The sequence below is a fragment of the Streptomyces sp. NPDC090108 genome, from assembly GCF_044747185.1.
In the GTDB taxonomy this organism is placed as follows: domain Bacteria; phylum Actinomycetota; class Actinomycetes; order Streptomycetales; family Streptomycetaceae; genus Streptomyces.
The window spans coordinates 503,333-528,411 of the sequence record NZ_JBIVDQ010000006.1; the positions used below are offsets into that span (position 1 = coordinate 503,333).

Sequence of the window (25,079 nt, forward strand, 5' to 3'; positions counted from 1 at the left end):
GCGGGTACAGAGGAGTCCTGGAGCGGTACAGAGGGGTCCCGGGGGCGGTACCGGGGAGTCCCCGAGCGGTGTCCGTCCGCTCCATGAGAGGTTCCTTCACCCGCCTGTGAGCTGGGGTTTTCCCGTCGCCGCGGCGCTGTTCCGGGCGCCGGGCGGGAGCCTTCCTCATATCGGGCGAACGAGGTTCTGCCGGGCTTCTCAGCGTGCACTCAGGAAGCTCTCATGGTCACGGGAAAAGCTTCCTACATGACCGCACCCGTGAACCCCGAGTGGCCGCCCCCGCCGCCGTACGGCCCGGCGGCTGCCCCGCACAAGCGCCCCCGGCGCCCGATCGCCCTGCTCTCGGCGGTCGCCCTCGTCGCGGCGGCGATCGGCGGCGGCACCGCCTACGCCTTCGAGGAACTGGCCGGGAAGAACACGGACGCGGCCGCCACCAGCACCCACATGGTGCTGCCCTCCAGCCGCAAGGGCGACGTGGCGGCGATCGCCGCCGCGGTCAGCCCGAGCGTCGTCGAGATCACCGCCACCCTCGGCAACGGCACCTCCACCGGCTCCGGCGTGATCGTCACCGGCAAGGGCGAGATCGTCACCAACAACCACGTCGTCTCCGGCGCCGACTCGGTCAAGGTCCGCACCAGCGACGGCCGGAGCTACACCGCCGACGTCGTCGGCACCGACAGCTCCAAGGACCTGGCGCTCATCAGGCTCAAGGGCGCCTCCGGCCTGAAGGCCGCCTCGCTCGGCGACTCCTCGGGCGTCCAGGTCGGCGACCCGGTCGTCGCGATCGGCTCCCCCGAGGGCCTGACCGGCACCGTGACCAGCGGCATCGTCTCGGCGCTCGACCGGGACGTGACCGTCTCCACGGACGAGAACCAGCAGCAGGACCCGGGCGGCGACGGCGGCTGGCCGTTCCAGTTCGGCGGCCACCAGTTCAACGGCGACACCGGCTCGTCCACCACCACCTACAAGGCGATCCAGACCGACGCCTCGCTCAACCCCGGCAACTCGGGCGGCGCGCTGATCGACGCTGCGGGCCGGATCATCGGCATCAACTCCGCGATGTACTCGTCGAGTTCACAGGCGTCCTCGTCCGCGGCCGCGGGCAGCATCGGCCTCGGCTTCGCGATCCCCGCCGACACCGTCAAGTCCGACCTGGCCGGGCTCCGGTCCGGCTCCACCGGCTGACGCCCGGCTCCACCGGCCGGCGGACAGGCCCCGGCCGGTCCCGCACCGGCACCCGGCACCCCATGGCACCCCACGGCACCGCAACGCAACGAAGAACGGCACCGCACAGCAGGGAGAACGTCATGATCAAGAAGGTCGCTCACGAGCAGTCCGTCATCCGTCCGGCGGGCATCGTCCTCGCCCTCGAGGTCGCCCACGAGCTGCACGCGCCCGACTCCTCCCCCCGCCTGCCCGAGCTGCCGGCCCCGGCCGCCCCGCACCTGATGGGCCTGCGCACCTCCGCCGACCGCCCGCACCGCCGCAAGGTCCCGCTGAACCGCCTCACCGCGCTGAACCGGCTCGCCGCGGTCGCGGTCTGACCCCGGCATCGCCCCCGGCCGTACCGAAACGTGCGACGCTGAGAGGCGCCCCGTCCACGCCCCACCGCACCCCCGAGGAACGCGAGCGATGAGCCCCGCCGAAGGCGACCGTGACCCCCAGCGCATCCTGATCGTCGACGACGAGCCGGCCGTGCGCGAGGCTCTCCAGCGCAGCCTCGCCTTCGAGGGGTACGACACGCAGGTGGCCGTCGACGGCGCGGACGCACTGCAGAAGGCCACCGCCTACCGGCCCGACCTGCTCGTCCTGGACATCCAGATGCCCCGCATGGACGGCCTCACCGCCGCCCGCCGCATCAGGGGGACGGGCGACACCACTCCGATACTGATGCTCACCGCCCGCGACACGGTCGGCGACCGGGTGACCGGGCTGGACGCGGGCGCCGACGACTACCTCGTCAAGCCCTTCGAGCTGGACGAACTGTTCGCCCGGGTCCGCGCCCTGCTGCGGCGCAGCTCCTACACCGGCAGCGAGGCGGCCGAGGTCCCCGAGGACGAGGCGATGACCTTCGGCGACCTGCGCATGGACCTCGCCACCCGCGAGGTCACCCGGAGCGGCCGGCCGGTGGAACTGACCCGCACGGAGTTCACGCTCCTGGAGATGTTCATGGCCCACCCCCGCCAGGTCCTCACCCGGGAGCAGATCCTGAAGGCCGTGTGGGGCTTCGACTTCGAGCCGTCGTCCAACTCCCTGGACGTCTACGTGATGTACCTGCGCCGCAAGACCGAGGCCGGGGGCGAGCCGCGCCTGGTGCACACGGTCCGCGGAGTCGGGTACGTCCTGCGGCAGGGCGGCGCGGAGTGAGGGGGCTCGCACGCCGCTACCGGGCACTGCCCCTGCGGGCGCGACTGGCGATGCTGGTGGCGGCCGCGGTGGCCTTCGCGGTGGCCGCGGTGTCCGTCACCTGCTGGTTCATCGTCCAGAAGAAGTCCTACGACGAGGTCAACGACCGGCTCGCGAGCATGGGCCGCCCCCTGGACAGCGACGTGGTCACCACGCTGCTGCTCACCTGCCCGCAGACCCCGAACACCGACGACGACCGGCCGAACTATTACTACTACTACCTCCAGGTCGTCACGGCGAACGGCCGCGACTGCGTGGTGCCGTCCGCGCAGGGCGTCGTCAAGGTCACGGACATCGACCGGGCCGCGGCCCGCAACCCCACGCTGCGCAGACGCATCTTCCACACCAGCACCGACACCGAGGGCAACGACGTCCGGGTGATGACCGTGGCGGTGCCCGTGGGCGGCGGCCCCGACGTCCAGCCGTACCCCGAGGTGGCCGTCATGGTGGCCGTCTCCCTGAAGGACACCCAGCGGACGCTGAGCGACCTCGCCCTCATCCTCCTGCTCGTCTCCGGCGTCGGCGTGGTCGGCGCGGGCGCCACGGGTCTCGCCGTGGCCCGCGCGGGACTGCGGCCCGTCGACAAGCTGACCGAGGCGGTGGAGCACATCGCCCGCACCGAGGACCTGGCCGTCCGCATCCCCGTGGAGAACGACAGCGACGACGAGGTGGCCCGCCTGTCCCGCTCCTTCAACTCCATGACCACCGCCCTGGCCGGCTCCCGCGACCTCCAGCAGCAGCTGATCGCCGACGCGGGACACGAGCTGCGCACCCCCCTCACCTCCCTGCGCACCAACATCGAGCTGCTCACCCGCAGCGAGGAGACCGGCCGCCCGCTGCCGCCGGAGGACCGCAAGGCCCTGCTCGCCTCGGTGACGGCGCAGATGACGGAGCTGGCCTCGCTCATCGGCTCCCTCCAGGAACTGTCCCGCTCCGAGGGGCAGCACGGCGAGCGCGTGCAGGTGGTGTCCTTCCAGGACACCGTCGAGGCCGCGCTGCGCCGGGCCCGGCTGCGCGGCCCGGAACTGACGATCACGGCCGACCTGGATCCCTGGTTCGTCCGCGCGGAGCCCACCGCGCTGGAGCGGGCCATCGTCAACATCCTCGACAACGCGGTGAAGTTCAGCCCGGAGGGCGGCACGATCGAGGTGCGGCTGGCCGACGGGGTCCTGACCGTCCGCGACCACGGCCCCGGCGTCCCCGCCGACGAGCTCCCCCACGTCTTCGACCGCTTCTGGCGGTCCCCGAGCGCCCGCGCCCTGCCCGGCTCGGGTCTCGGCCTGTCCATCGTGGCCCGCACGGTCCAGCAGGCGGGCGGCAGGGTCACCCTCTCCCGCGCCACCGGCGGCGGCACGGTCGCCACCGTACGGCTGCCCGGCGCGCCCACGGCTCCGCCGGAGACGATGTAGCGCCGGGCTCCGGGGCCTCGACGCCTCGGGGCGTGCGGCCGTCGCGGACCGGCGAGGCGTCACGGACCGGCGGGGCGTCACGGACCGGCGGGGCGCCACGGCTCGGTGGGGGCGCCGTGGACGAGCGGGGGCGTCGTACCGGTGCCCCTGACCGGCACCCGCCGCGGGCCGGGCGGGAACCCGGTCCTATTCTCTGCCCAGTCGCGCACGTGTTCGTGCGCCAGGGGCGGGGAGCGCGCAGGTGGACAGGCACGTCGCAGCGTCGGACGAGGGCGGCATCGAGCGGGAGTACCGCAAACGCAGAGAGACGCAGGGCCGGAGACTGGGGCTCCTGATCCCCTTGGCCGTCCTCGGGCTGCGGGGGCTGACGCACAGCGGGCTGCCCCTCCGGCTCGCGGGGGGCTGCGCGCTGGGCGCCGCTCTGCTCGCCACCGCCCGGACGGCCCTCCTGCTGTGGCGGGGCCGCACGCTGACCGGGCCCGACGGCATCTCGGTCCGGCGAGCCCTGACCGGACGGACATGGGCCTGGGCCGACGTCTACGACATCCGCGTCGAAACCGTCCCCGACGACCGGGACCACGTCCGCAAGCAGCTCACCTACCTGTACGACACCCGCGGCCGGCGGTTCCTGCTGCCCCAGCTCGACGACTGGCAGCTGGACGACCCGCCGGCCGAGGTCGCCCGCCTGCGGACGGCGGTCGCCCGGTACCGCGGCACGGCGTGGACGCCCCGGCCGGAGACGGAGGCGCTGATCCGGCGCCGGGCCGCGCACCGCAAGGCCTGGACCTGGGCGTTCTTCGGAGCGGCCTTCACGCTCATCGGCGTGTTCCTGCTCTTGGCGGTGCTGACCGCCACCTCGGACCACCCGCCCGGATTCACCACGCTGCTCTGGGTACCGCTGGGCGTCTTCGTCCTGATCGCCGCCCTGTACCACTGGCGCGGGGAGTCCCTGGCGCCACCCGAGCGGCCCTCGGCCCCGGGCGCCGGCCGAGAGGGCCCCAGGCCGGGAGCCTGAGACCGGGAGCCACGGGACCGGGCCGGGTGAGCGACGGTCGGCGGGCGGCGCGGCCGCCACGGGAACGCCGGGCCGCACGCCAACGCGCCCCGGGTCACCGGGGGTTCACCGCCACCTGCCGCTTTCCGCCGGCCGGTCCCCTTCACCGCTGCGGTGACGGCACTTCTCCCCGGCCGCCCCGTACCCTCGTACGCATGAGCAGCGACGACGCCCTGCGGCCCTTCCCTTCCCGTTCCATCGAGACGCACTCCGAACTCACCCCGGACCAGGCCGAGGAGGTGCTCGGACTGCTCGCCGAGGCCGCCCGGGTCGACGGCCAGCAGCCCGTGTCCGAGCAGGGGCGGCTCCAACTGCGCGGGGGAACCCGCGCGGGCGTCTCCCATCTGCTGCTGCACGTCGGCGGTGAACTCGTCGGCTACGCGCAGCTGGAGGACACCGACCCGGTGGAGGCACCGGCCGCCGAGCTCGTCGTCCACCCGGCGCACCGGGGACGCGGGCACGGCCGGGCGCTCGGCTCGGCGCTGCTCGCCGCCTCCGGCAAGCGGCTGCGGGTCTGGGCGCACGGCGGCCACCCGGCCGCCCGGCACCTCGCCCAGGTGCTGGGCCTGACCCTGTTCCGCGAACTGCGCCAGATGCGCCGCTCGTTGGACGACCTGGACCTGCCCGAACCGGTGCTGCCCGCCGGGGTCACCGTGCGCGCCTTCGTGCCCGGCAAGGACGACGCGGCCTGGCTCGCCGTCAACGCCGCGGCCTTCGCCCACCACCCCGAACAGGGCTCCCTGACCCAGCGCGACCTGGACGACCGCAAGGCCGAGCAGTGGTTCGACCCGGCCGGCTTCTTCCTCGCCGAGCTGCGCGGGGAGCTGATCGGCTTCCACTGGACCAAGGAGCACGCCGAGGAGGGGCTCGGCGAGGTCTACGTCCTCGGGGTGCTCCCCGGCCGGCAGGGCGGCGGCCTCGGCAAGGCCCTGACCGCCATCGGCCTGCGCCACCTGGCGGGACAGCGGCTGCCCACCGCGATGCTCTACGTCGACGCGGACAACAAGGCGGCGGTGTCGGTGTACGAGCGGCTGGGCTTCGGCACGCACGAGACCGACCTGATGTACCGCAGCGAGACGTGACCGGACCCGCCGGTCCGGCCATAGGCCCGGCACGGCCGTAGGCCCGGCACGGCCGTAGGCCCGGTACCGCCATAGGTCCGGTACCGCCATAGGTCCGGTACCGCCATAGGTCCGGTACGGCCTCGCAGTCGGCGGGCGGGGCCGTACGGGACCGGCGCCCCCGGATGTCCCCGGGGGCCCGGGCCGGGTGGTTTCCCGGCTCCGCACCCGCTGCCCGGCCGTCCCCTGCGGCCCATGATCCCCGCGGGTCGCCCCCCGCTATCCCGTACGTCATGTCTTCGTAACCATCGATTCAGACGAACTTGCGACGCTCAGCCAATGAAGCCCGCCGTGCCAGAGCCTTCGCCGCCCCCCGAGGGGCCCGCGGGGAACGGGGCCCTGCCGCTCCCGCCCGCACGTTCCGACGCGCCTGTGACGCTCCTGGCGCGGAAGAATGGGTTCATGAGTCAGCGAGAAGCCCAGGCAGAGGTCCAGCACGTCCAGCCCCCCGTGGGCTCCATAGCGGCCCACCGCCCGCACACGGTGGCGGCGGCCGTCTCCGACCTGGAACCCGACATCGACGCGGACCTCGACGCCTACGAGGAGTCCGACAGCGAGGGGGCACCGCTCCCGCAGGGACGTTTCCTGGACCGTGAACGCAGCTGGCTCGCCTTCAACGAGCGCGTCCTGGAACTCGCCGAGGACCCGAACACCCCGCTGCTGGAGCGCGCCAACTTCCTCGCGATCTTCGCCAGCAACCTGGACGAGTTCTTCATGGTCCGGGTGGCCGGCCTGAAGCGCCGCATCGCCACCGGTGTCGCCACCCGCTCCGCCTCCGGTCTCCAGCCCCGCGAGGTACTGGAGATGATCTGGGCCCGCTCCCGCGAACTCATGGCCCGGCACGCCGCCTGCTTCCAGGAGGACGTGGCCCCCTCGCTCGCCGACGAGGGCATCAGCATCCTGCGCTGGAACGAGCTGACGGAGAAGGAGCAGGCACGCCTCTTCACGCTCTTCCGGCACCAGATCTTCCCGGTCCTCACGCCGCTCGCCGTCGACCCCGCGCACCCCTTCCCGTACATCTCCGGCCTCTCGCTGAACCTGGCCGTCGTCGTGCGCAACCCGGTCAGCGGCCACAAGCACTTCGCCCGCGTGAAGGTCCCCCCGCTGCTGACCCGCTTCCTGGAGGCCGCGCCCGGCCGCTACGTCCCGCTGGAGGACGTCATAGGCGCGCACCTGGAGGAGCTGTTCCCGGGCATGGAGGTGCTGGAGCACCACGCCTTCCGGCTCACCCGCAACGAGGACCTCGAGGTCGAGGAGGACGACGCCGAGAACCTGCTCCAGGCCCTGGAGAAGGAGCTCATGCGCCGCCGCTTCGGCCCGCCGGTGCGCCTGGAGGTCGAGGAGGACATCGACCGCGAGGTGCTGGACCTCCTGGTGCGCGAGCTGAAGATCTCCGAGGCCGAGGTGTACCCGCTGCCCGGCCCGCTGGACCTCACCGGCCTCTTCCGCATCCACGGCCTGGACCGGCCGGAGCTGAAGTACCCGAAGTTCGTCGCCGGCACCCACCGCGACCTGGCCGAGGTCGAGTCGGCGTCCGCGCCGGACATCTTCGCCGCCCTGCGCCAGCGCGACGTGCTGCTGCACCACCCGTACGACTCCTTCTCCACCTCCGTCCAGGCCTTCCTGGAGCAGGCGGCGCAGGACCCGGACGTCCTCGCGATCAAGCAGACGCTGTACCGCACCTCCGGCGACTCGCCGATCGTCGACGCCCTCATCGACGCCGCCGAGTCCGGCAAGCAGGTCCTCGTCCTGGTCGAGATCAAGGCCCGCTTCGACGAGCACGCCAACATCAAGTGGGCGCGCAAGCTGGAGGAGGCCGGCTGCCACGTCGTCTACGGCCTGGTCGGCCTGAAGACCCACTGCAAGCTGTCGCTGGTGGTCCGCCAGGAGGGCGAGACCCTGCGCCGCTACAGCCACGTCGGCACCGGCAACTACCACCCGAAGACGGCCCGCCTCTACGAGGACCTCGGCCTGCTCACCGCCGACCCGCAGGTCGGCGCGGACCTCTCCGACCTCTTCAACCGGCTCTCCGGCTACTCCCGCCGCGAGACCTACCGCCGCCTGCTGACGGCCCCCAAGTCCCTGCGCGACGGCCTGGTCTCCCGCATAGACAAGGAGATCCAGCACCACCGCGCCGGCCGCCCCGCCTTCATCCGCATCAAGGTCAACTCGATGGTCGACGAGGCGGTCATCGACGCGCTGTACCGGGCCTCCGAGGCGGGCGTGCCGGTGGACGTCTGGGTGCGCGGCATCTGCGCCGTCCGGCCGGGCGTCGCGGGGCTGTCCGAGAACATCCGGGTCCGCTCGATACTCGGGCGCTTCCTCGAACACTCCCGGGTCTTCGCCTTCGGCAACGGCGGCGAGCCCGAGGTGTGGATCGGGAGCGCCGACATGATGCACCGCAACCTCGACCGCCGTATCGAGGCCCTGGTCCGGGTCACCGACCCCGGCCACCGGGCGGCCCTGAACCGGCTGCTCGACACCGGCATGTCCGACAGCACCGCCTCCTGGCACCTCGGCCCCGACGGCGAATGGACCCGGCACGCGACCGACGCGGACGGCCAGCCGCTGCGCAACGTCCAGGAGATGCTCATAGACGCCCGGAGGCGCCGGCGTGGCACAGCGACACCCTGACCCGACGGGCTCCCCGGACCAGGTTCCCGCCGGCTTCCCGGCCGTTCCCCCGCTCCCGGCACCGCCGGGGCGGGGGGACGCCCGTGAGCGGGCGAGCGCTCCCACCGGGGAGGCCGTCGCGGTCTATCTGCGCGCCCAGGCCACGGAGTTCCTCCGCGCGCTGCGCCTGCACCGGGAGACCGGGGGCGCGGCGGCCGCCGGCGCCGCGGAACCGGCCGACGCGGCGCGCGCCCTGCGCCGCTCGGCCCGCCGGATCAGCGCCGGCCTGCACACCTTCCGCGCGCTCCTTGACACCGAGTGGTCCGACGAGATGCGCCCCGAGCTGGCCTGGGTCTCGGGCACCCTGGGCCTGGAACACGCCTACGAGGCCCGGCTGGAGCGGCTGCTGCTGGCCCTGCACCGGCTCTCGGGCACCTCCGCGCTGCCCGGCCGGGCCGTCACCGCGGCCGGGCCCCTGACGGCGGCGACCGTCCCGGCCCCGGGCACCGGCCTCCCGGCGCCGGAGCGCGGCCCGCTCACCGTGGGCGCGGCCAAGGCCGGCGCCCTGCTGGACCGCCGGCTGACCCTCGCCCGCACCCGGGCCCACTCCACCGCGCTGCAGGCGCTCGGCTCCTCCCGCTTCCACGCGGTCGCCGACCGGGTCGCCGTGCTCGCCAGCGAGGTGCCCCTGGCCCCCGCCGCCCCGGCCGCGGACCCCCGGCCGCCGGCCGCCGCGGCCGAGGAACGCCTCACGCACGCCGTCGCCGCGCTGCCCCTGGTCACGGCGGGCCATCCGTACAACGCGGAGGCGCTGGTCCACGGCCTGTCCCCGGAGCCGTCCCCGCACCCGCAGGACGGCCCCTGGCACCAGGTGCGCCTGCTGCTGCGCCTGCACCGGTACGCCCAGGAGGTGCTGGACGGCGGCGGCCCGCCCGCCGACACCCGGCTGCGGGCGGCCGGCCACGCCCTGAACCGGCACCGCGACGCCTCCGAGGCGGCGTCCGCCGCCGCGCAGGCCGCGCGCACCCCCCGGATCGCACCCGCGACCGCGTACGCCCTCGGCGTGCTCCACGCCGACCAGCGGCACGAGGTGGAGGCGGCCCGGTTCGCCTTCCAGCGGGCCTGGCAGAAGCAGACGGTCGGCGCACCCTGAGCACGGGCCGAGGAGGCGACGTGGACGACACCACCGTACGAGCGGCCGGCTGCGTCCTGTGGCGCCGTTCGCCACGGGACGGCGGCCTGGAGATCTGTCTGGTCCACCGGCCCAGGTACGGCGACTGGTCCCACCCCAAGGGCAAGCTCAAGCGGGGTGAGGACGCGCTCGCGGGCGCCCTGCGCGAGGTCGCGGAGGAGACCGGGCAGCGGGCCGAGCCCGGCGCGGAACTGCCGACGCTGCGGTACCCGGTGGCCGGGCGCCCCAAAGAGGTCCGCTACTGGGCGGCCGAGGCCGCGGGGGGCCGCTTCGTCCCGGGCGACGAGGTGGACCGCGTCCTGTGGCTCTCCCCCGGCGCCGCCCGCGAGCGGCTCACCCAGCCCCGCGACCGGGACCTGGTGGACGCCCTGACCCGGAGCCTGGAACACCCGTAGCCTCCCCCGGCGGAAGGGGCGGGCAGGTCAGGGGTCCGTGAGGTGGGCGTCCGCGTCGGTCCTCGCCTGGCTGCGGGCCCTGCGGGCCGGACCGCGCCAGCCGCAGCTGCACCGGGCCACGCAGAAGCGGCCCTGTTCGGTCGTCGTGGTGAGGTGCTCGTTCCCCTGCCGGGCCCGCTGCGGCCCGTCCTGCTGCGTCACAGGGCCCACGGTACCGAGCCCGGCGCCACCGGTACGCACGTACGTTCCCCTCTCGCCCACACCCGCGCCGCGCCCCGCGCTCTCCGCGATCCTGCGCGACCCTCCGCTCTCTTCTCTCGCCGCCGTCCCGCGTGGCGCGCGTGACGGCGCTCCCTACCCGTCGTTAACCGAAGCGACGGGGGGCCCGTGACGGACGGACCGGCTGGGGGTAAGGCAGGCCATGGATGGGCGGCAGCACACGCGGACGGGCAGGACGGCCGCCGCGGTGGGGATCATGGGTCTCACGGTGGGTCTCGCGGTGGGCACCGCGGGGTGTTCCGGCAGCGGGGCCGCCGCGGAAGGGGTGAACGGCAACGGGTCCGACCCGGTGGTCACCCTCCGCCAGGCCGCCGACGTGCTGCTGGGAGCGGGCAGCTCCAGAGCCGGCACCTCCATGGAGATGGCGACCGGCGGCACCCGGGTCACCATCCGCGGCACGGGCGTCTACGACTACCGCCGCAGGACCGGCCGGCTCACCGTGGTGCTCCCGGAGGACCCGAGGGGCGTCTCCGAGCACCGCCCCATCACCGAACTCCTCGCCCCCGGCGCCCTGTTCATGAAGAACCGCGGGGCCGGGGTGCCCGCCGACAAATGGGTGCGGGTGGAGACCGCGAGCATGTCCGACGGCAATCTGGTCACCGGCGGCGCGACCGATCCGTACGCCGCCGCCGAGATCCTGCGCGGGACGCGCACCGCCGCGTACCTGGGCCGTACCGAGGTGGGCGGTACGCCGGTGCGGCACTACCGGGGCACCGCCGACCTCGCCGACGCGGCACGGAGCGCCTCCGCGGGCAACCGGGCGTCGCTGGCGGCGGCGGCGAAAGGGTTCGCCACGGCCGAGGTCCCGTTCGACGCCTACCTCGACGACGAGGGGCGCGTCCGCAAGCTCCGGCAGCACTTCAGCTTCGTCAACAGCACGCGGTCCGGTCCGGTCGCGGTCGCCTCGACCACCCTGTTGTACGGCTTCGGCACCCCCGTCGACGTGACACTGCCGCGCCCGCGGGACATCTACGCGGGCCGCATCGCCGAGAACGAGGGCACGGGCACCGGTACCGGCACCGAAGAGGGCGGGAGCGGGAACCAGCCGTCGCACTAGTCAGGGACGCCACCCCCGAAGTAGCCCTTCCGTGCCATGCGCGGCGTGCGGAGCGCTCCCTACTCTAGGAAGCCGACGGCACCCGGTGAGGCAGAGAAGAGGTGAGGCGCGTGGCTCCGCTCGGCGGTACCGCGGTTCAGGACAACGTGGCCCTCGCCGAGATCGAGCTGTGCGGAGACCTGATCATCGCCGCCTCGGCCGCCGACGAACGGCTCAGCCTGGAGAGCATCGACGAGGTGCTGCGGGTGACCGAGGAGCGCATCGCCGCCACGGCGTAGCCCGGCACGCGGTGCCGGGGCTCAGGTGCGCAGCAGCCGGCCGATGGCCTTCGTCGCCTCGTCCACCTTGGCGTCGATCTCGTCGCCGCCCTTGAGGGCCGCGTCGGCGACGCAGTGCCGCAGGTGCTCCTCCAGCAGCTGGAGCGCGAAGGACTGCAGGGCCTTCGTGGAGGCCGAGACCTGCGTGAGTATGTCGATGCAGTACGTGTCCTCGCCGACCATGCGCTGGAGGCCGCGGATCTGGCCCTCGATCCGGCGCAGCCGCTTGAGGTGCTCGTCCTTCTGGTCGTGGTAGCCGTGCGTGGCGCCGGCCTCGGTCGTCGTCATCACTGGCCTCCCTCTGGGACGAGCGGCGGATACATACCCCTGGTGGGTATATGGTACCGAACTTCGCCGGGTAAGGGGCCCTTGGTCCTCCCCTGTGCCGACCACTGTGCCTGATGGGCGACACTGGGGGATGGCCCCTTAGCCGTGGCCGAATGATGCGCTTAGCATCAGATGACCGAAACCCATGCACCCCGAGGACCCCTTGTGCGCTTTCGTCTGACCCCCAGGGAGACGAGCTTCTACGACATGTTCGCCGCGTCCGCGGACAACATCGTCACGGGCTCGAAGCTCCTGATGGAACTGCTCGGGGCGGACTCCTCCGCCCGGGCCGAGATCGCGGAGCGGATGCGGGCAGCGGAACACGCCGGTGACGACGCCACCCACGCGATCTTCCACCAGCTGAACTCCTCGTTCATCACGCCGTTCGACCGCGAGGACATCTACAACCTGGCCTCGTCCCTCGACGACATCATGGACTTCATGGAGGAGGCCGTCGACCTGGTCGTCCTCTACAACGTCGAGGAGCTGCCGAAGGGCGTCGAGCAGCAGATCGAGGTGCTGGCGCGGGCCGCCGAGCTCACGGCCGAGGCGATGCCGAACCTGCGGACCATGGCCAACCTCACCGAGTACTGGATCGAGGTCAACCGGCTGGAGAACCAGGCGGACCAGATCCACCGCAAGCTGCTCGCCCACCTCTTCAACGGCAAGTACGACGCGATCGAGGTGCTCAAGCTCAAGCAGATCGTGGACGTCCTGGAAGAGGCGGCGGACGCGTTCGAGCACGTGGCGAACACGGTGGAGACCATCGCCGTCAAGGAGTCCTGAGGCGTCGATGGACACCTTCGCTCTGATCGTGACCGTCGCGGTCGCGCTCTTCTTCACGTACACGAACGGCTTCCACGACTCCGCGAACGCGATCGCGACCTCGGTGTCGACCCGGGCGCTCACGCCGCGTGCCGCGCTGGCGATGGCGGCCGTGATGAACCTCGCGGGTGCCTTCCTCGGCAACGGGGTCGCCAAGACCGTCAGCGAGGGCCTGATCGAGACGCCCGTGGGGTCCAAGGGGATGGCCATCCTCTTCGCGGCTCTCGCCGGCGCCATCGTCTGGAACCTGGTCACCTGGTACTTCGGTCTGCCCTCGTCCTCCTCGCACGCCCTGTTCGGCGGCCTGGTGGGCGCCGCGCTGGCGGGCGGTACGGCGGTCCTCTGGTCCGGCGTCGTCGAGAAGATCATCCTCCCGATGTTCCTGTCGCCGGTCGTCGGCCTGGTCGTCGGCTACCTGGTCATGACGGCCATCCTCTGGATCTTCCGCAAGGCCAATCCGCACAAGGCCAAGCGGGGCTTCCGCATCGCGCAGACGGTGTCGGCGGCGGGCATGGCCCTCGGCCACGGTCTGCAGGACGCCCAGAAGACGATGGGTGTCGTGATGATGGCCCTGGTCATCTCGGGTCACGAGACCTACAAGGACCCCATCCCGGTCTGGGTGAAGATCGTCTGCGCGCTGATGCTGTCGCTCGGCACGTACGCGGGCGGCTGGCGCATCATGCGCACCCTGGGCCGCAAGATCATCGAGCTCGACCCGCCGCAGGGTTTCGCCGCGGAGGCGACCGGCGCGTCGATCATGTTCACCACGGCGTACCTGTTCAAGGCGCCGATCTCCACCACCCACGTCATCACCTCGGCGATCATGGGCGTCGGCGCGACGAAGCGGGTGAACGCCGTGCGGTGGGGCGTGGCCAAGAACATCGTCCTGGGCTGGTTCATCACCATGCCGGCCGCGGCGCTGGTCGCGGCAGGCGCGTTCGCGCTGATCAACGTCACGGTGCTGTAGGTCCTGCCCGGGGCACCGCCCCGGACCCCGGCGGGGGCTTCGCCCCCTGGGCGGGGCAGCCGGCCGGAGCCGAACGCAGTGGGCCCGCCCCCCGATCCGGGGGCGGGCCCTTTGCGTCCTCGCGGCGGCACCGCCATGCAACACCGCGAGGGGTCGGGGGGATCAGCCGAAGCGGCCGGAGATGTAGTCCTCGGTGGCCTGGACCGACGGGTTGGAGAAGATCCGCTCGGTGTCGTCGATCTCGATCAGCCGGCCCGGCTGGCCGACGGCGGCGAGGTTGAAGAACGCCGTGCGGTCCGAGACACGCGCCGCCTGCTGCATGTTGTGCGTCACGATGACGATGGTGAACCGCTCCTTCAGCTCACCGATCAGGTCCTCGATCGCGAGCGTGGAGATCGGGTCGAGCGCGGAGCACGGCTCGTCCATGAGCAGCACCTTCGGCTCGACCGCGATGGCGCGGGCGATGCACAGACGCTGCTGCTGGCCGCCGGACAGGCCCGAGCCCGGCTTGTTCAGCCGGTCCTTGACCTCGTTCCAGAGGTTGGCGCCCTTGAGCGAGCGCTCGACGATGTCGTTCAGCTCGCTCTTCTTGTGGCTGCCGTTCAGGCGCAGGCCCGCCGCCACGTTGTCGAAGATCGACATCGTGGGGAAGGGGTTCGGGCGCTGGAAGACCATGCCGACCTCGCGCCGCACCGACACGGGGTCGATGCCCACGCCGTACAGGTCCTCGTCGTCCAGCAGCACCTTGCCCTCGACGCGGCCGCCGGGGGTGACCTCGTGCATGCGGTTCAGGGTCCGCAGGAAGGTGGACTTGCCGCAGCCCGAGGGGCCGATGAACGCCGTCACCGAGCGCGGCTCGACGGTCATCGAGATGTCTTCGATCGCCTTGTGGGAGCCGTAGTAGGCGGTGAGTCCGCTGACGTCGATTCGCTTGGCCATGTCTGCTTCACTTCCGATAAGTCTTGATCAGTCGCCGATGGCCGCGTCAGCGACCGGTCTTCGGGGCCTTCCAGCGGGCGATGCCGCGGGCCACCAGGTTGAGGATCATCACGAAGGCGATCAGCGTGAGGGCGGCCGCCCACGCGCGGTCGAACGCGGGATCGTTGCCCGAGGCGTACTGCTGGTAGATGTACAGCGGCAGCGACGCCTGCGCGCCCTCGAACGGGTTGTTGTTGATGAACGGGTTGCCGAACACCAGCAGCAGCACCGGCGCGGTCTCGCCCGCGACACGGGCGATGGCCAGCATGACACCGGTGGTGATGCCGCCGATGGACGTCGGCACGACCACCTTCAGGATGGTCCGCCACTTCGGCACGCCGAGCGCCAGGGAGGCCTCGCGCAGCTCGTTCGGGACGAGCTTGAGCATCTCCTCGGTGGAGCGCACGACGACCGGCATCATCAGGATGGCCAGCGCCAGCGACCCAGCGAACCCGAACGGCTGCATGTCGAAGATCAGCATCAGGCTGAGGATGAACAGACCCGCGACGATCGAGGGGATGCCGGTCATCACGTCGACGAAGAACGTGACGGCCTTGGCGAGCCTGCCGCGCCCGTACTCCACCAGGTAGATGGCGGTGAGGATGCCGACCGGAGCGCCGATCACCGTGGCGAGGCCGACCTGCTCCAGGCTGCCGATGACGGCGGCGTAGATGCCGCCGCCCGTCTCGGAGTCCTGGACGATCCCCATGGAGTGGCTGAGGAAGTAGGGGTCGAGGACCTTGACGCCGCGCGCCACCGTCACCCAGACCAGGGAGACCAGGGGTACGAGGGCGAGCAGGAAGGCGACCCAGACCAGCGAGGTGACGACCCGGTCCTTGGCCTGGCGGCGCCCCTCGACGCGGGCCGCGACGCCGTAGGTGCCGAGGACGTGGAGGATCGCGGCGATCAGGGCCCACTGGATGCTGCTGTGCAGGCCGGCGGCGAAGCTGATGCCGACGCCCAGGGCGATCGCGCCGGCCGCGACGGCCCACGAGGACCACTTCGGGAGGCTGGCGGCCCGCAGGTTGCTGGGGGCCTTGGCGTAGGCGGCTGCGGTGCTCATGCGTTGGCCCCCGAGTACTCCTTGCGGCGGGCGATGATCGCGCGGGCCGCACCGTTGACCAGCAGGGTGATGACGAACAGGACGAGACCGGAGGCGATCAGCGCGTCGCGGCCCTGCTCGGTGGCCTCACCGAACTTGCTGGCGATGTTCTGGGCGAAGGTGCCGCCGCCCGGGTTGAGCAGGCTGGCCTGGATGTCGTAGCTCGGGGAGAGCACGGTGGCGACGGCCATCGTCTCGCCGAGGGCGCGGCCGAGGCCGAGCATCGAGGCGGAGATGACGCCGGAGCGGCCGAAGGGCAGCACCGACATGCGCACGACCTCCCAGCGGGTGGCGCCGAGGGCGAGCGCGGCCTCCTCGTGCATCCGCGGGACCTGGCGGAACACCTCGCGGCTCACGTTGGTGATGACCGGAAGGATCATGATCGCCAGCAGGATGCCGACGGTGAGCATGGAGCGCGGGGCGCCCTCGTCCCAGGAGAAGACGCCGGTCCAGCCGAAGAAGTCGTTCAGCCAGCCGAACAGGCCCGTCAGGTGCGGCTGGAGGATCATCGCGCCCCAGAGGCCGTACACGATGGACGGCACGGCGGCGAGCAGGTCGATCACGTAGGCGACCGGGCCGCTCAGCCTGCGCGGGGCGTAGTGGGTGAGGAACAGCGCGATCGCCACCGCGACCGGGACCGCGAGCGCCATGGCGATGACCGAGGAGACGATCGTGCCGAAGGCGAGCACCGCGATGCCGAAGACCGGCGGGGTGGCGTTGGTGTTCCACTCGAAGGTGGTGAGGAAGTTCCCGTGGTCCTTGCTGATCGCGAGGGACGCGCGGTAGGCCAGGAAGACCGCGATCGCGGCCATGAGTGCCAGCAGCAGGATGCCGGAGCCGCGGGACAGGCCGAGGAAGACCCGGTCACCGAGACGTCCGGGGCCGCGGGCGATGCGCTTGTGGCCGGCCGCGTGCTGCTGGGGCGCGGGGGGAGTTGCGTCAGGTTTCTGTGTCGATATGTCCATCGGAGTTCTCCGGTCTGCGGAGCCGCGGTGTGGGCGGCTCGGTGGAGCCGCTCCGCTTCGGGGCGCGGCTCCGGGCGGCGGTGCACCGGACGGTACGGCCCGGTCCTCGGGGAACCCGTGGGACCGGACCGCACACTCGGATCGGTTCAGCTCAGGCCGGCGATGGTGGTGCGGACCTTGGCGATGATGTCGGCGGGGATGGGCGCGTAGTCGTTCTCGGCGAGGACCTTCTGGCCGTCCTCACTGGCGATGTAGTTGAGGAAGGCCTTCGTGGCGGGCAGGGTCTCCGCCTTGTTGCCCTTGTCGCAGACGATCTCGTACGTGACCAGGGTGATCGGGTAGGCGCCCTCGGCCTTGGTGTTGTAGTCGAGCTTGAGCGACAGGTCGCTGCCGGTGCCGACGACCTTGGCGGCCGCGATGTCGGCCGTGGCGGACTCGACCGACGGCTTGACCGGGGCCTTGGCGCCGGTGGCGATCGAGACGGTGGTCATGTCCTTGGCGTAGGACAGCTCGAAGTAACCGATGGCGCCGGCGTTCTGCTTGACGCCCTGGGCCACACCCGCGGAACCGGAGGCCGCCTGGCCGCCCTTGGCCTGCCAGGCCTTGCCGCCGGAGTACTTCCAGTTGTCCGGCGTGGTGGCGATCAGGTACTTGGTGAAGTTGTCCGTGGTGCCGGAGTCCTCGGAGCGGTGGAAGGCCTGGATCTTCAGGTCCGGGAGCTTCGCCGAGGGGTTCAGCTTCTTGATCGCCGGGTCGTTCCACTTGCTGATCTTGCTGTCGAAGATCTTCGCGAGGGTCGGGGCGTCCAGGACCAGGTCGGTGACGCCCGGGACGTTGAAGCCGAGGGCGATCGGGCCGCCGACCATGGGCAGGTCGATGCCCTGGCCGCCGGAGCAGATCTTCTTGGAGGCGGCGACCTCTTCGGGCTTCAGCGCGGAGTCGGAACCGGCGAACGCGATCTGACCCTGGTTGAAGGAGGTGACACCGGCACCGGAACCGGCGCCCTTGTAGTTGATCTGCACGCCGCAGGCCGGGGAGAAGGTCTTCACCCAGGCGTCGATCGCGTTCTTCTGGGCGGAGGAGCCGTCGGCGAGGAGCTGGCCCTTGGCGTTGTCGCACTTGACCGAGGAGGCACTGGTGGAGGACGAGGAACCGTCGCTCGCCTTCTTGCCCGTGTCGTCCGAGCCGCACGCCGTCAGCGCCAGGGCGCCGGAGACGGCGAGAGCACCGAGGGAGAGGGCCCGCAGCCGGTTCTTGCGCTGAAGCATCACTTTCGGGAATTCCTTCCAGGAGCCGCCGCGAGCGGCGGCGTGCGAGGTCGTCGAGGTGCGTGAGTGCATCTATCGCCGCACCCCGCACCGGGTAAGGCCGAAATTAGGCAGAACAGGTGAAGCGGCCGATGGCCGGAAGTGAACGGGGAGTGAACCCCTGCCGTCGGCCCGGTTAGGTCACGGAATGCTCACGGGGAGGGCACGTGGCGCTCACGGGGGGAACGCGCGGAGAAGCCGTGGAGGTACCGGCCGACGCCCCCTCAGGATCCGGCGCGGCGCGCGCGTTCCGGCCCCGCCCCGGCGGCCGCGCGGCACATGCGGGGCGCCCGGAGGGAACCCTTGTGCGCGGGTCGTCGTCTCGTTCCAGGGAGACCGGAGAGAGCCGGTGAGCGGGCCGGGGGAAAGGCGACGGACATGGAACGGCGTACGTTCATCACGGGCGGGGCGGCGGCCCTGGCGACCACCGCGCTGACCGCGTGCGGTCCTGGCGCGACCGCGGGAGGGCCGGCCGGCACGGGCCCCGTCGGCACCACGGCCACCGGCACGGTGTCCTCCCGTACGGCGATGACGACGGCCGGGCAGGCCGCCGCCGCCAACTGGGCCGCCCTGGCCCGCGATCTGGACGGCACCCTGGTGCGTCCGGGCGACGCGTCCTGGACGACGGCCCACCAGCTGTACAACACCCGCTTCGACGGGCTGAAGCCCGCCGCGGTCGCCTACGTGTCCCACGCCGGTGACATCCGCACGACCCTCGCGTACGCCCACGCCCACGGGATCAAGGTGGCGATACGCAACGGCGGCCACTCCTACGCCGGTTACTCCTCAGGAGACGGCCGGCTCGTCCTGGACGTGTCCCGGCTGAACCGGATCCGGGTCTCCGGCGGGCAGGCCGTGGTCGGCGCCGGCTCCAAACTCATCGACGTCTACCGGGGCCTGGCCGCGAAGAGCGTGACCATACCCGCCGGTTCCTGCCCCACCGTCGGCATATCCGGCCTGGTCCTCGGCGGCGGCCACGGTGTCGCCTCCCGGGCCTACGGCCTGACCTGCGACAGCCTCACCCAGGCGACCGTCGTCACGGCGGACGGCACCGAGATCACCGCCGACGCGAGCACCCACTCCGACCTGTTCTGGGCCCTGCGCGGCGCGGGCAACGGCAACTTCGGCGTCGTCACGGAGCTGCACTTCAAGACCCACGCGGCACCTCAGGCGGTGACCGCCTATCTGACCTGGCCCTGGTCGAAGGCGGCCGCGGTGGTCAAGGCATGGCAGGAGTGGGGCCCCTCGCAGCCCGACGAGATCTGGTCCGCGCTGCACCTGTCGAACACCCCGGGCGGCAGCCCCGCCGTCTCCGTCTCCTGCTTCTCCCTCGGCACCTACGGCGGACTCCAGAACGCCGTGGACCGCCTGGCGCACGCGGCCGGCGCGAACGCCAGGAGCGTGACCCTGAAGCGCCGGGGCTACGAGGAGGCGATGGAGATCTACGCCGGCTGCTCCTCCTTCTCCACCGACGCCCAGTGCCATCTGCCCGGCTCCACCCCCGGCCGCTCCACCCACGGCGCCCTGGGCCGCGAGACGTACGCGGCCCGCTCGGACTTCTTCGACCGCTCACTGTCCTCGGCGGGCGTCCAGACCCTGCTGAAGCAGATCGGCTCGGTCCGCGGCGGCGCGGGCAGCGTCGCGCTCACCGCGCTGGGCGGCGCGGTCAACCGCGTCTCCCCCACCGCGACGGCCTTCGTCCACCGCCGCTCACGGATGCTGGCGCAGTACATCGTGTCCTGGGGCGCGGGCGCCTCCGGCACGACGGCACAGGCCTGGCTGACGTCGGCCCACGGGGCGATGGCGCCGTACGCCTCGGGCGCCGCCTACCAGAACTACACGGACCCGACGCTGAGCGGCTGGCGCAAGGCCTACTACGGCGACGCGGCCGGACGGCTCGCCCAGGTCAAGAAGAGCTACGACCCGGCGCGGTTCTTCTCCTACGCGCAGGGGCTGTAGGAGGACCGGGCCGGGCCGCGAGCGGGTTCGGGGCGGGAACGGGCCTGGGGCGGGACCCCGGGGTCACGCGGCCAGGTCGCGCTCCTCGGACTCCAGGGGCGTGCGGGCACCGGGGACCAGCGTGTCCCGCCGCGTCCCGGATCCCGGCGCCCGTACGATCCAGCCGGCCCGGGGCGAGCGCTCCACCGCCTTGAACAGCGGGGTGAGCAGTGCCATGGCCAGGGGCGACAGCAGCAGGGCGACGGCGGTGCCGAGGGCGAACCCGCCCACGACGTCCGTCGGATAGTGCACGCCCATGTACACGCGGCAGAAGCCCTCCAGCAGGGCGACGGCGATACCGGCGATGCCGAAGCGGCGGTTGGCGACGAACAGGGCGACGCCCATGGCCATGGTGAGCGTCGCGTGGTCGCTGACGAACGAGAAGTCGCTCTTGCCGGAGACGAGGACGTCCAGACCCTGGTGGTCGACGAAGGGCCGGGGGCGCTTCACGAAACCGCGTATCGGCACGTTCACCAGGACCGCGACGGCGGCCGCGAGGGGCGCCCAGACCAGCGCGGCCACGGAGGCCGCGGCGTCCTGGCCGCCGCGCCGGCGCACGGTCGCCCAGCACCACAGCACCAGCAGCCCCATGGCGAGCAGCAGTCCGTACTCGCCGACGAACTCCATGATCCGGTCGATCCAGTGCGGCGCGGCCTTGGCCATGCCGTTGATGTCGTAGAGCAGGCCGACGTCGGGGTTCGATCCGGATTCGGCGAGTACAGCCATGGTGCTGCGGCCCCTTCGTCGTTGTTCCGGACGCACCTCGTGTGCGTCGCGCCTGACCACCCCCGTGGTGTGTAGATCCGCTTCCGCTGCACTGCGCACACACGTCCGCTCGGCTACGTCAACAGGAACGCACGTGACCCATCAATACGTTCCACTCTCCACCGAATGATCACGCAGACGTTACCGAAGAGAGATTCATCGTCCCAGCTCAGGAGGCGATTTCGGGCCTCGTTCACACGTTCGTGGGAAGTGCTTTCGCGCCATCTTCGGTGACCCGCGTCGCCCCGAAGTACTCCGAGGTGTCGATCGGGTCGAACCGGATCACGGCCCCGGTGCGCGGAGCGTCGATCATGTAGCCGCCGCCGACGTAGATCCCCACGTGGTGGATGGCCCGCGAGTCGGTGAGGTCGTGGGAGAAGAAGACCAGGTCGCCGGGGAGCAGCTGGTCGCGGGAGGGGTGCGGTCCCGCGTTGTACTGGTCGTTCGCCACGCGGGGCAGGCCGATGCCCACGCTCGCGTAGGACGCCTTGGTCAGTCCCGAGCAGTCGAACCGGCCGTCCTGGTCGGGACCTCCGTTGCCGCCCCACAGGTAGGGGGTGCCCAGCTTCTTCTGGGCGAAGTCGATGGCGCCGGCGGCCTGCCGGGTGGGGTCGATCCGGGTGACCGGGGCGGCGAAGCTCTGTTCCAGGGAGCGGATGCGCTTCACGTAGTTGCGCGTCTCACTGATGGCGGGAACCCCGCCCGCCTTGATGACCCGGTAGGCACCCGCGTTGTAGGCGGCGAGCATGTTGTCGCCCGTATTCCCGGGCACGTCCTTGACGTACTTCGCGAGCTCGCAGTCGTACGACGCCGCCGACGGGATCGCGTCGGCCGGGTCCCAGATGTCGCGCTTGCCGTCCCCGTTGCCGTCGATGCCGTGCGTGGCCCAGGTGCCCGGGATGAACTGGGCGATGCCGCGCGCGTCGGCCGGGCTGACGATCGTCGGGTTCCAGCCGCTCTCCTGGTACAGCTGGGCCGCGAGCAGCGCGGGATTCAGCGCCGGGCACAGGTTGCCCCACCGCTGCACGAGCGACTTGTAGGCGGCCGGCACCGCTCCCTTGGCGAGTCCCCGGGCTCCGGTGGCGACCCCGCCCACGAGGTTCCCGGCGACGAGGTACACCCCGACGACGAGCACCATGACGAAGGCCAGCCCGCCCCCGACGAGGGCCCCACCGACGATCCACGCCTTACGCACCGTCAACCGCCCCTCGCCACCGCGCAGTCCACCGGATCAGCAGTGTATGAGCCCATCGGCCGCGGGACGAGAATCTCGGACACGCCTCGTCCTGAAGTCGACACGGACGGGCCGGGGGGCGAGGTTCGGAGCCCGGGAGAGGGAGACGCCCGACAGGGCCTAGGGGGAAAGGGAGACGCCCGACACGCCCTAGGGGGCGAGGGCGGCGCTGTACAGCTGTGCCGCCCCGCGCCCCAGCACCACGCTGTACGAGACGTCCGCCGTCGAGCCGCCCTGTTCGTGGCCGCCCAGGACCCCGACCACCTGGCCGTCCCCGTTGATCCACGGGCTGCCGCTGGTGCCGCCCGTGAACTCCGGGCAGCCGATGCGCTGTTGGGTCCTGCTGTGCGGGGCCGGCTTGTTGGTGCAGCTGATGGGGGTCTCACGGGAGTCGGGGTAGCCGGTGACCGTGACGGCGGTGGCGCCGGTGGCCGTGCCGGTCGTGAAGCGGTTGCCGCCCACGACGTCCTCGACCTCCTTGCCGTCCAGCGCGCCGACATGCGCGAAGGCGAGGTCGCTGTCCTCGTCCTGGTCCTCGGCCCACCCGTCGGCCAGGAACCGCCGCCCGACCTTCCACACCCCGTAAGGCGCCCTCCCGTCCCGGTAGCCCGGCACGAACACCAGGGGGCCGCCGACACCGGTCACGCAGTGCGCGGCGGTGACGATGAGGTCGTGCGCGGGGCTGTGCACGACCGACGCGGTGCAGAAGTGACCGCCCGTCAGAGTCCCCGCGCGGTCCGCGCCGAACAGCGCCCCCACCCGCACGCTGTGCGTGCTCACGGCGGCCATGGCGGTGACGCCGAGCGGCCCGGGACCCGCGTCGGCGGACGCCACCGACGCCGAGGTCAGGGCCAGCATCACCACCGCGCCCAGCAACGCCGGACGGGAGGTGACCGAGGTGCGGAAGATGCGTGAGGTGCGCTTCATCAGGCTCCACTTTTCCCCATGGAGGTGAGAAACCCGCTGCGACTTCTCTGAGATTTTGCTGTGAAACCTCTTCTGCCCCCATCGGACGAACTGATCCGTGGTCAGACGCACCAGGGGGCGTCTCTTCGATCTTCGTGGATCAGGCCGCGGCGTCCGGTGCGGTGCCTCGGCGTGCGGCCGGACCGCCCTCGTACTGGGCGTACGTGGGCGGTTCGGCCGTGCGGCGAGGTGCCGTGCCGGACGTCGCGGACCCACGAAGATCGGGGAGACGCCCCCTAGGGCCAGGTGCGTGTGGACAGCACCAGGAGGTAGCCGTCCGGGTCCTGGACGGTCACGCCCCAGGTGTCCCAGTACGGGTTGTGGGCGGGCACGCGCCGGCCGCCGTGCTCTTCGAGCCGTTCCAGCAGGGAGTCGGGCACCGGCTCGCCGAGGTAGACCACCAGCAGATCCTCCGCGGTCGGCCGGGGTTCGACGGGGGCGGCGGGATCCTGGACGAGTTCGAGGTGCCAGGCGGCCGCGGGCCAGCCGACCATGAGCAGGGACGCCTCGCCGGGAGTACCGTCCGCGGTGTGCCGGTACAGCACCTCGAGGCCGAGCCCCGAGGTCCAGAAGCGTTCGGCCGTCGCGAGATCCCGCGACGGACGAGCGATACGTACATGAGCCGTGGCGTCAGCCGGCATCCCGTCACCCTCCTGGCAGATGGATGACACCGACCCTAGGGAGCGGATGATCGCGCGCCCATCAGGCGGTGGTCCCGTGTATCCCTCGGACGCTGGTCCTAGGGCCGCGTCCTAGGACCGGCTCGTGAGGTGCCGGGCGGTGAGGGGCGGGGCGATGAGGGGCGGGGCGGGCACGCTCACTCCCCGGCGAGTCCCCAGCCGGTCCCGGTCAGTTCCTCGGACAGCGTCCACAGCCGCCGTGCCGCCTCCGCGTCGCTCGCCGCACGGCTGCGGCCCACCAGGGTCGGGCCGCCGCGCATCTCGCCGAGCCCGTCGGGGCCGACGTACGAGGCGCCCGGGAGGTCCTGGGTGGCGGCGTAGAGGGTGGGCAGGGCGCCGGCCGTGTCCCCCTGGGCGAAGACCCTGTCGCTGACGGCCATGAAGGCCCGCGTGACGGGGTTGGCCACATGGCTCGTGAGGTTGGTGGCCGCGTAGCCGGGGTGCGCGGCGAGGGCGCGGACGGGGGAGCCCGCCTCGGTCAGACGGCGCTGGAGTTCCAGCGTGAACAGGAGGTTGGCCAGCTTGGACTGGGCGTAGGCGCGGGTCGGCGAGTAGCGGCCGCGCAGGTTCACGTCCTCGAAGTGGATCCGGCCGTCGCCACCGCGGTGCATGGCGGAGGCCACGGTCACCACCCGGTCCGTGAGGTGCGGCAGCAGGAGGTTAGTCAGGGCGAAGTGCCCGAGGTGGTTCGTGCCGAACTGCATCTCGAAGCCCTGCGCGGTGCGCAGTTCCGGCAGCATCATCACGCCCGCGTTGTTGATCAGCAGGTCCACCGGGCGGTCCCACCCGGCGGCGAACTCGCGCACCGAGTCCAGGTCCGCCAGGTCCAGCCGGCGCACCTCCGTACTGCCGTCGACCCGCTCGGCCGCGGCGTCGCCCCGCGCCGGGTCCCGTACGGCGAACACCACGTGCGCCCCGGCCCGGGCCAGCGCCTCGGCGGCGATGAAGCCGATGCCGCTGTTGGCACCCGTCACCACGGCCGTGCGGCCGCTCAGGTCGGGAAGGTGGGTCGCGTTCCACTTGCGCGTGCCGCGCGCTGCGGTCGTCTCAGCCATGACCCCAAAGTAGGCATCGCCAACAATGCTGTCAATGACAACAAAGGTGGCGTCGACAACATCGGGT

General features: G+C 72.0%; 25 protein-coding genes. 14 read left to right on the forward strand and 11 right to left on the reverse strand.

Translation table 11 applies throughout. The features are described 5' to 3' along the window. The first annotated feature begins 246 nt into the window (after positions 1-246). From ACIPRD_RS23880 to ACIPRD_RS23920, 9 genes are all read left to right on the forward strand, one after another. A complete protein-coding gene (locus ACIPRD_RS23880) occupies positions 247-1,185 on the forward strand; it encodes a S1C family serine protease (protein WP_401565747.1) in 939 nt (312 codons plus the stop codon). A gap of 122 nt (positions 1,186-1,307) precedes the next feature. After that, on the forward strand, positions 1,308-1,544 hold the full coding sequence (locus ACIPRD_RS23885; RefSeq protein ID WP_356404412.1) for a hypothetical protein: 237 nt from the start codon (positions 1,308-1,310) through the stop codon (positions 1,542-1,544). Between the two features lie 88 nt (positions 1,545-1,632). After that, entirely contained in the window at positions 1,633-2,367 is a 735-nt protein-coding gene (locus ACIPRD_RS23890) for a response regulator transcription factor (protein ID WP_401565750.1), read from the forward strand. A 50-nt stretch (positions 2,368-2,417) separates the two neighbouring features. Continuing rightward, positions 2,418-3,815, forward strand: coding sequence for a sensor histidine kinase (locus ACIPRD_RS23895; protein WP_401565815.1), 1,398 nt, complete (start codon positions 2,418-2,420; stop codon positions 3,813-3,815). A 241-nt stretch (positions 3,816-4,056) separates the two neighbouring features. Further along, complete coding sequence (locus tag ACIPRD_RS23900; protein WP_401565752.1) at positions 4,057-4,830, forward strand: PH domain-containing protein; 774 nt, start codon at positions 4,057-4,059, stop codon at positions 4,828-4,830. A 194-nt stretch (positions 4,831-5,024) separates the two neighbouring features. Continuing rightward, the gene (gene mshD / locus ACIPRD_RS23905) at positions 5,025-5,951 is read left to right on the forward strand and encodes a mycothiol synthase (protein WP_401565755.1); all 927 of its coding nucleotides are present in this window, start codon (positions 5,025-5,027) and stop codon (positions 5,949-5,951) included. A 318-nt stretch (positions 5,952-6,269) separates the two neighbouring features. Further along, positions 6,270-8,624: an RNA degradosome polyphosphate kinase gene (locus ACIPRD_RS23910; RefSeq protein ID WP_401565756.1), complete on the forward strand. Its 2,355-nt coding sequence runs from the start codon at positions 6,270-6,272 to the stop codon at positions 8,622-8,624. Continuing rightward, positions 8,605-9,756: a CHAD domain-containing protein gene (locus tag ACIPRD_RS23915; RefSeq protein ID WP_401565758.1), complete on the forward strand. Its 1,152-nt coding sequence runs from the start codon at positions 8,605-8,607 to the stop codon at positions 9,754-9,756. Before ACIPRD_RS23910 ends, ACIPRD_RS23915 begins: the two co-directional genes overlap by 20 nt. Before the next feature lie 20 nt (positions 9,757-9,776). Beyond that, positions 9,777-10,190 carry an NUDIX hydrolase gene (locus ACIPRD_RS23920; RefSeq protein WP_401565759.1) on the forward strand — a complete coding sequence of 138 codons (414 nt, stop codon included), beginning with the start codon at positions 9,777-9,779 and terminating at the stop codon, positions 10,188-10,190. A 27-nt stretch (positions 10,191-10,217) separates the two neighbouring features. On the opposite strand, the gene ACIPRD_RS23925 is transcribed toward ACIPRD_RS23920, so the two are convergent. Beyond that, complete coding sequence (locus ACIPRD_RS23925; RefSeq protein ID WP_356404398.1) at positions 10,218-10,391, reverse strand: hypothetical protein; 174 nt, start codon at positions 10,389-10,391, stop codon at positions 10,218-10,220. A 220-nt stretch (positions 10,392-10,611) separates the two neighbouring features. Here ACIPRD_RS23925 and ACIPRD_RS23930 point away from each other — a divergent pair, with 220 nt between their 5' ends. Both ACIPRD_RS23930 and ACIPRD_RS23935 read left to right on the forward strand, forming a co-directional pair. Further along, entirely contained in the window at positions 10,612-11,526 is a 915-nt protein-coding gene (locus tag ACIPRD_RS23930) for a hypothetical protein (RefSeq protein ID WP_401565762.1), read from the forward strand. A 110-nt stretch (positions 11,527-11,636) separates the two neighbouring features. Next, positions 11,637-11,804 carry a hypothetical protein gene (locus ACIPRD_RS23935; RefSeq protein WP_356404864.1) on the forward strand — a complete coding sequence of 56 codons (168 nt, stop codon included), beginning with the start codon at positions 11,637-11,639 and terminating at the stop codon, positions 11,802-11,804. 21 nt (positions 11,805-11,825) lie between these two features. Here the strand turns inward: ACIPRD_RS23935 and ACIPRD_RS23940 are convergent, their stop codons facing one another. Beyond that, positions 11,826-12,131 carry a metal-sensitive transcriptional regulator gene (locus ACIPRD_RS23940; RefSeq protein ID WP_356404394.1) on the reverse strand — a complete coding sequence of 102 codons (306 nt, stop codon included), beginning with the start codon at positions 12,129-12,131 and terminating at the stop codon, positions 11,826-11,828. 204 nt (positions 12,132-12,335) lie between these two features. On the opposite strand from ACIPRD_RS23940, the gene ACIPRD_RS23945 reads away from it, so the two are divergent. Both ACIPRD_RS23945 and ACIPRD_RS23950 read left to right on the forward strand, forming a co-directional pair. Next, entirely contained in the window at positions 12,336-12,956 is a 621-nt protein-coding gene (locus ACIPRD_RS23945; RefSeq protein ID WP_351927054.1) for a DUF47 family protein, read from the forward strand. A 7-nt stretch (positions 12,957-12,963) separates the two neighbouring features. After that, complete coding sequence (locus ACIPRD_RS23950) at positions 12,964-13,962, forward strand: inorganic phosphate transporter (protein ID WP_356404391.1); 999 nt, start codon at positions 12,964-12,966, stop codon at positions 13,960-13,962. 162 nt (positions 13,963-14,124) lie between these two features. On the opposite strand, the gene pstB is transcribed toward ACIPRD_RS23950, so the two are convergent. The 4 genes from pstB to pstS all read right to left on the reverse strand — a co-directional run bounded on the left by pstB (position 14,125) and on the right by pstS (position 18,278). Then, positions 14,125-14,901, reverse strand: coding sequence for a phosphate ABC transporter ATP-binding protein PstB (gene pstB, locus ACIPRD_RS23955; protein WP_356404389.1), 777 nt, complete (start codon positions 14,899-14,901; stop codon positions 14,125-14,127). 46 nt (positions 14,902-14,947) lie between these two features. Beyond that, positions 14,948-16,003 carry a phosphate ABC transporter permease PstA gene (gene pstA, locus ACIPRD_RS23960; RefSeq protein ID WP_401565765.1) on the reverse strand — a complete coding sequence of 352 codons (1,056 nt, stop codon included), beginning with the start codon at positions 16,001-16,003 and terminating at the stop codon, positions 14,948-14,950. Continuing rightward, positions 16,000-17,007, reverse strand: coding sequence for a phosphate ABC transporter permease subunit PstC (pstC, locus tag ACIPRD_RS23965; protein ID WP_356404385.1), 1,008 nt, complete (start codon positions 17,005-17,007; stop codon positions 16,000-16,002). The genes pstA and pstC overlap by 4 nt, the downstream gene beginning before the upstream one ends. A 146-nt stretch (positions 17,008-17,153) precedes the next feature. Beyond that, entirely contained in the window at positions 17,154-18,278 is a 1,125-nt protein-coding gene (pstS, locus tag ACIPRD_RS23970; RefSeq protein WP_356404841.1) for a phosphate ABC transporter substrate-binding protein PstS, read from the reverse strand. A gap of 414 nt (positions 18,279-18,692) precedes the next feature. Here pstS and ACIPRD_RS23975 point away from each other — a divergent pair, with 414 nt between their 5' ends. Continuing rightward, complete coding sequence (locus tag ACIPRD_RS23975) at positions 18,693-20,273, forward strand: FAD-binding oxidoreductase (RefSeq protein ID WP_401565767.1); 1,581 nt, start codon at positions 18,693-18,695, stop codon at positions 20,271-20,273. A gap of 63 nt (positions 20,274-20,336) precedes the next feature. Here the strand turns inward: ACIPRD_RS23975 and ACIPRD_RS23980 are convergent, their stop codons facing one another. The 5 genes from ACIPRD_RS23980 to ACIPRD_RS24000 form a co-directional block, all read right to left on the reverse strand. Continuing rightward, complete coding sequence (locus ACIPRD_RS23980) at positions 20,337-21,038, reverse strand: phosphatase PAP2 family protein (RefSeq protein WP_401565770.1); 702 nt, start codon at positions 21,036-21,038, stop codon at positions 20,337-20,339. Between the two features lie 232 nt (positions 21,039-21,270). After that, positions 21,271-22,278, reverse strand: coding sequence for a bifunctional lytic transglycosylase/C40 family peptidase (locus ACIPRD_RS23985; protein ID WP_356404379.1), 1,008 nt, complete (start codon positions 22,276-22,278; stop codon positions 21,271-21,273). Between the two features lie 183 nt (positions 22,279-22,461). Beyond that, entirely contained in the window at positions 22,462-23,238 is a 777-nt protein-coding gene (locus ACIPRD_RS23990; RefSeq protein ID WP_356404377.1) for a trypsin-like peptidase domain-containing protein, read from the reverse strand. Positions 23,239-23,513: 275 nt separating this feature from the next. After that, positions 23,514-23,918: a VOC family protein gene (locus tag ACIPRD_RS23995; protein WP_356411963.1), complete on the reverse strand. Its 405-nt coding sequence runs from the start codon at positions 23,916-23,918 to the stop codon at positions 23,514-23,516. A gap of 176 nt (positions 23,919-24,094) precedes the next feature. Further along, positions 24,095-25,012, reverse strand: coding sequence for an oxidoreductase (locus ACIPRD_RS24000; protein WP_356411960.1), 918 nt, complete (start codon positions 25,010-25,012; stop codon positions 24,095-24,097). Positions 25,013-25,079: the final 67 nt, after the last annotated feature.

What these genes read in the sequence shown, in the direction of transcription:
- ACIPRD_RS23890 (WP_401565750.1), top strand. Translation starts at nt 1,633, where the DNA reads ATGAGCCCCGCCGAAGGCGACCGTGACCCCCAGCGCATCCTGATCGTC.
- pstB (WP_356404389.1), bottom strand. Translation starts at nt 14,901, where the DNA reads ATGGCCAAGCGAATCGACGTCAGCGGACTCACCGCCTACTACGGCTCC.
- ACIPRD_RS23910 (WP_401565756.1), top strand. Translation starts at nt 6,270, where the DNA reads ATGAAGCCCGCCGTGCCAGAGCCTTCGCCGCCCCCCGAGGGGCCCGCG.
- ACIPRD_RS23880 (WP_401565747.1), top strand. Translation starts at nt 247, where the DNA reads ATGACCGCACCCGTGAACCCCGAGTGGCCGCCCCCGCCGCCGTACGGC.
- ACIPRD_RS24000 (WP_356411960.1), bottom strand. Translation starts at nt 25,012, where the DNA reads ATGGCTGAGACGACCGCAGCGCGCGGCACGCGCAAGTGGAACGCGACC.
- ACIPRD_RS23895 (WP_401565815.1), top strand. Translation starts at nt 2,418, where the DNA reads ATGCTGGTGGCGGCCGCGGTGGCCTTCGCGGTGGCCGCGGTGTCCGTC.
- ACIPRD_RS23995 (WP_356411963.1), bottom strand. Translation starts at nt 23,918, where the DNA reads ATGCCGGCTGACGCCACGGCTCATGTACGTATCGCTCGTCCGTCGCGG.
- pstC (WP_356404385.1), bottom strand. Translation starts at nt 17,007, where the DNA reads ATGGACATATCGACACAGAAACCTGACGCAACTCCCCCCGCGCCCCAG.
- ACIPRD_RS23975 (WP_401565767.1), top strand. Translation starts at nt 18,693, where the DNA reads ATGGAACGGCGTACGTTCATCACGGGCGGGGCGGCGGCCCTGGCGACC.
- ACIPRD_RS23885 (WP_356404412.1), top strand. Translation starts at nt 1,308, where the DNA reads ATGATCAAGAAGGTCGCTCACGAGCAGTCCGTCATCCGTCCGGCGGGC.
- ACIPRD_RS23980 (WP_401565770.1), bottom strand. Translation starts at nt 21,038, where the DNA reads ATGGCTGTACTCGCCGAATCCGGATCGAACCCCGACGTCGGCCTGCTC.
- pstA (WP_401565765.1), bottom strand. Translation starts at nt 16,003, where the DNA reads ATGAGCACCGCAGCCGCCTACGCCAAGGCCCCCAGCAACCTGCGGGCC.
- mshD (WP_401565755.1), top strand. Translation starts at nt 5,025, where the DNA reads ATGAGCAGCGACGACGCCCTGCGGCCCTTCCCTTCCCGTTCCATCGAG.
- ACIPRD_RS23950 (WP_356404391.1), top strand. Translation starts at nt 12,964, where the DNA reads ATGGACACCTTCGCTCTGATCGTGACCGTCGCGGTCGCGCTCTTCTTC.
- ACIPRD_RS23990 (WP_356404377.1), bottom strand. Translation starts at nt 23,238, where the DNA reads ATGAAGCGCACCTCACGCATCTTCCGCACCTCGGTCACCTCCCGTCCG.
- ACIPRD_RS23940 (WP_356404394.1), bottom strand. Translation starts at nt 12,131, where the DNA reads ATGACGACGACCGAGGCCGGCGCCACGCACGGCTACCACGACCAGAAG.
- ACIPRD_RS23930 (WP_401565762.1), top strand. Translation starts at nt 10,612, where the DNA reads ATGGATGGGCGGCAGCACACGCGGACGGGCAGGACGGCCGCCGCGGTG.